The sequence below is a fragment of the Streptomyces himastatinicus ATCC 53653 genome (assembly GCF_000158915.1).
GTDB lineage: Bacteria > Actinomycetota > Actinomycetes > Streptomycetales > Streptomycetaceae > Streptomyces > Streptomyces himastatinicus.
On record NZ_GG657754.1, the window covers coordinates 6,109,965 to 6,114,074 of the forward strand.

At 70.4% G+C, this 4,110-nt stretch carries 4 protein-coding genes; 1 reads left to right on the forward strand and 3 read right to left on the reverse strand.

What is annotated here, in order from left to right; genetic code table 11:
• Positions 1-241: 241 nt before the first annotated feature.
• From SSOG_RS25980 to SSOG_RS25985, 3 genes are all read right to left on the reverse strand, one after another.
• Positions 242-841 carry a DUF4232 domain-containing protein gene (locus SSOG_RS25980; RefSeq protein ID WP_009717229.1) on the reverse strand — a complete coding sequence of 200 codons (600 nt, stop codon included), beginning with the start codon at positions 839-841 and terminating at the stop codon, positions 242-244.
• A 130-nt stretch (positions 842-971) separates the two neighbouring features.
• Complete coding sequence (locus tag SSOG_RS56315; RefSeq protein WP_009717230.1) at positions 972-1,409, reverse strand: helix-turn-helix domain-containing protein; 438 nt, start codon at positions 1,407-1,409, stop codon at positions 972-974.
• A complete protein-coding gene (locus SSOG_RS25985) occupies positions 1,306-2,919 on the reverse strand; it encodes an IS200/IS605 family element transposase accessory protein TnpB (RefSeq protein WP_009717231.1) in 1,614 nt (537 codons plus the stop codon). The genes SSOG_RS56315 and SSOG_RS25985 overlap by 104 nt, the downstream gene beginning before the upstream one ends.
• Before the next feature lie 198 nt (positions 2,920-3,117).
• On the opposite strand from SSOG_RS25985, the gene SSOG_RS25990 reads away from it, so the two are divergent.
• A partial coding sequence (locus SSOG_RS25990) for a CocE/NonD family hydrolase (protein ID WP_281048205.1) occupies positions 3,118-4,110 on the forward strand: 993 nt, incomplete at its 3' end.

Genomic DNA, 4,110 nt, shown 5'->3' on the forward strand with positions numbered 1-4,110 from the left:
CATGACGATCGTGGTGACCCACCAGCTGGAGAACACCCGCCTCGCGGACCGCATCATCGTCATGCGGAACGGCCGCATCATCGAACAGGGCGGGTACGACGAACTCGTCCACGCGGGCGGGCTCTTCGCCGAGCTGGTCGCCCTGGCCAAGGACCGGTAGGCCCGACGCCACTGAACCGCGGGAACAGCGAAGGCCCAGGTCGCGGACCTGGGCCTGGTGGCGTCGGCGGCGCCGCTGGGGCTAGCCCCACTTGCCGCTGCCGACAGGGTCGACCTTGATGGCAGGGCCGGAGCCGTCGGAGACGGGGACGTTGATGCTGACCGGCAGGGAGCTGGAGTGCGTCTCATTGGGCGGGGTGACGATGAGCTTGGTGAAGGTCACGCCGGAGCCGCCCGAGTCGTTGCTCGGGTAGTAGAGGGCGAACCCGGTCTCCTCGCCGGGCTTGATGCTGGTCTTCGGTGCGTCGAGGTCGCTCCGCTCGGCGCTGACGGTGCCGTCCTTGCCCTTGAGGTCCGCGCCCGGGAAGCCCTGGAGGGTGCAGGTGGCCGACCCGTTGTTCTTCAGGCTGATGTTGAGGATGCCTTCGCCCATCCCGTGGGAGGTCCTGAAACCGAGCTGCGAGGTCTTGCAGGCACCGGAACCACCAGCGCTGCCCGCCTTGGAGCCGATGGAGTCGCCACTGGAGGAGCCGGAGCCCGAGGAACTGGACGAAGCGGCGGAGGAGGTGTCTCCCTGGGCATTCGCGTTGCCCTGGCACGCGGTCAGCCCGAGCGCGGCGGTGGCGACCACCGCGGCGGTGGCGACCTTGCGGGCGTTGCGGATGGAGATGCGGAGCGACATGGTGTCCCCTTGTAGGTATGGGCGTCGTTCCCGTTCGTTCGGGGCCGTGACAAAAAGACTGCCGGGCGGCGCTGCTGATCTGCTGCCACCTCACTAACGCGCCGCTAATGCTCCAGTGGCGTCCCTCGGCTCACCGCGACACGGTGGCGAGGACGTCCTGCCCCAGCCGCTGGACGACATCCGTGGCGAGCCGGTGCCGGACCAGCTTGCCGTCCCGGGTGGAGCGGACCAGGCCCGCGTCGCGCAGGGTCCGCAGCGTGCGGGAGACCTGCGGTTCGCTGGAGCCCAGCCGGGTGGCCAGCTCCGAGGTGGTGATGGGCTCGCCGGCTCGGTGCGATGCCGTGGCGGCCGGGCTGCACCCCGCTGCGGCACCTGTCGGCGTACGAGGACTTCCTGCTGGAGCAGTGGCGGCAGGACACCTTCGGGGACTACTACCGCACCCCGGCGATCTACGGACGGGGCTTCTACGAACGCTTCCCGGACGCGCCGAGCCTGCACATGGGCAGCTGGTACGACCGTTCCTCGAGACTGAGCGGGACTGAATCCTGTGTCCAGGACTGTTGCTCAGCCGCGTGCTCCGAACGGTGTTGGGCACGCTGGTCGCCCGCTTTCGCTCCGCTGCCGGGCGGCACGGCTCTTGTCCGTGGTCCGGGATGGCGGGGGCGGGGTTCCTCACGCCGTCGGGTGTCCGGTCGGGCCTGGGCGGTCCGATGCCCCGCACGATCGCTCTGGTCGTCGTGGGGCGGTGTCGTCCGTCGCCGGATCGGGTGTCCGAGGGCGCGTCGCCCGATCGCGATGCTGGCGGCATCGTGCCGGGAAACCTTGCGGTTGCTGGTGGTGAGGGGCTGCTGCCAGTGCTGGGCGCCCCAGCGGGAGGTATAGGCCGGGTCTACCGCGACGATCGCGATGTTCTGCTCGGCGGCCATGGCCACCAGCCGTGCCTTCAGCTTCGTGGTGGGGAAGCGGGAGATCAGGCGGCGGAAGCGTTTGTTGCGGCCGTGCTTCTCCCGGCATCGGCCGTCGGTGAAGTCCAGGTCCTCGATGGCGATCGCCCCTGCCCCGGTGGCGCGGGTGTGGTGCAGCAGCCTGGTGAGCGCGTGCCGGATCTGGGCGTCCCGGTGCTGGGCGCTGCCCGCCAGGTCGTAGAAGAAGCGGCGGGGTTCACCGACCGGGTTGCCGTGCCGGTCCAGGCGCCAAGCGGCCAGGTGGTCGTCGTTCATGTCGACGGCGACCACACCCCGGGCGAGCGCTGCTTCCAGCGGCAGGACGGGGACGGGGGCACGCTGCCAGGAGGCGGTCACATACCAGCGGCCCCGGGGCACATCGTGGTGGATGCGATAGGCCACCGCCCGGTTGCTCGCGATCCGGTCCAGGCACTCCTCACGCCGGTGGTGGAACGCCACAGTCGCGTCCAGCACGTACCGGTCGTGCGGTGCGTTGGCCAGACGGGCCAACGTGGCGGGGAGTCTGATCGAGAGCTGTCCGGTGGCGGTGATGCGAATGGTTTCGTTGCCCAGGGGTTTACCGGACTCCCCGTCGGCGGCCAGGAACATCCGCGCCGCCCTCCACCGCTCCCGCCACACCTGCTCACTCAGTCCGGCCTGATCCAGGTGGTGCCGCAGGCGCGCGAGTTTCTTCCCGCCGCGCACCACCCGCACGCGGCCCGTCGCCCAGGCCTCCGCCAGCCTGGCCAGCCGGGCTCGCAGCGCGTGCAGGCGCCGGGATTTGGCGTGCCACTCGGTCCGCGAACCGTAGCCGCGCGGCAGTCCTTCCCGCTTGTCCGCCTTCACGGCCAGCGGACGGGCCAGGCGCGCCTGGATCGATGCGATCTGCTTGCGCAGCCACGCCATCTCGGCTCTCTGCCCGCGCCGGGCCAAGGCCCACTGATCGTGGGTGGCCTTGGTGATACTGCCCGCCCACCGCGCCGATGAGGTCCCGGTCAGCTCCCGCTTCCGCACGGCCCAGGTCTTGCTGCCGTGCTCCAGGCCCTGTTGGGATCGCACCGCGAGATCACCCGCGGCCAGAGTGCCGAGGAACAGGCCGACCTCGGCCAGTACCGCCGCATCGGTCTCCGACACGCGTAGCCGGGCCCGGACTGCTACCCCCGAAGGGCCGGGCACCACGAATGACGCCGCCACCTCCCGCACCTCGCTCAAACCCGTCACCCCCAACCGGCATCGAAGTCCCTCTCGTCCTGTTTCAACGATCCTCACTCACAAAGGTCACGCATTCGACAGACAAACACTCGTTCCGCATGAATCCAGGCCCGCGCACACATCCCGGCCGCCCAGGTACCAGCGCTCACTCATACCTGCAATAACGCACTTGTACACGGTCAAGCGCCAGCGGTTCCGAACCCCTACGTCCGCTCCACCATCGAGAACTTCACCGCCCTGCTGAGGCTGAAGTCGGCCCCGTCCCACCTGGTCATGGGCCCGTGGACGCACGGCCACCGCTGCGAGACGTTCGCCGGAGACGTGGACTTCGGCCCGGGGGCGACCCTGGACGGCAACCTCGCCCCGTCGTACCTGGAGTTCCGCCGCCGCTGGTTCGACCGGGCGCTGGGTCGTGGGCCCGAGGACGACCTCCCCGTCGTCCAGTACTTCCTGATGGGCGGCGGCGACGGCCGACGGGACGCGGCCGGGCGGATGCGGCACGGCGGCGCCTGGCGCACCGACACCCAGTGGCCTCCGGCGTCGACGGCCCCCGTCGCCCTGTACCTCACCACCGGCGGCGCCCTCACCCCCGCCCCTCCCACCGCGGCCGCCGCGTCGGTGACCTACGACTTCGACCCGCGCCGCCCGGTCCCCACCATGGGCGGCCAGGTCACCTCGGGCGAACCGGTGATGACGGGCGGGGCCTACGACCAGAACGCCCCGGACGCCAGGGTGTACGGGGCGAGTGAGCCCTATCTGCCGCTGGACTCCCGCCCGGATGTGATCAGCCTGACCACACCGCCGCTCGAACGGGACGTGGTGGTCGCCGGTCCGGTGTCGGCCAGGCTCCACATCTCCACCACCGCCCCGGACACCGACTTCACCATCAAGCTGATCGACGTCCACCCGCCCAACGCCGACTATCCGCACGGCTTCGCGATGAACCTCACCGACGGCATCGTCCGCTGCCGCTTCCACCGCTCCTACGAGGAACCCGAGTTGCTCGTCCCGGGCCGGGTGTACGAGATCGAGGTCACCGCCCCCGACACGGCGAACCGCTTCGCCGCCGGTCACCGCATCCGGCTCGACATCTCCTCCAGTAACTTCCCCCGC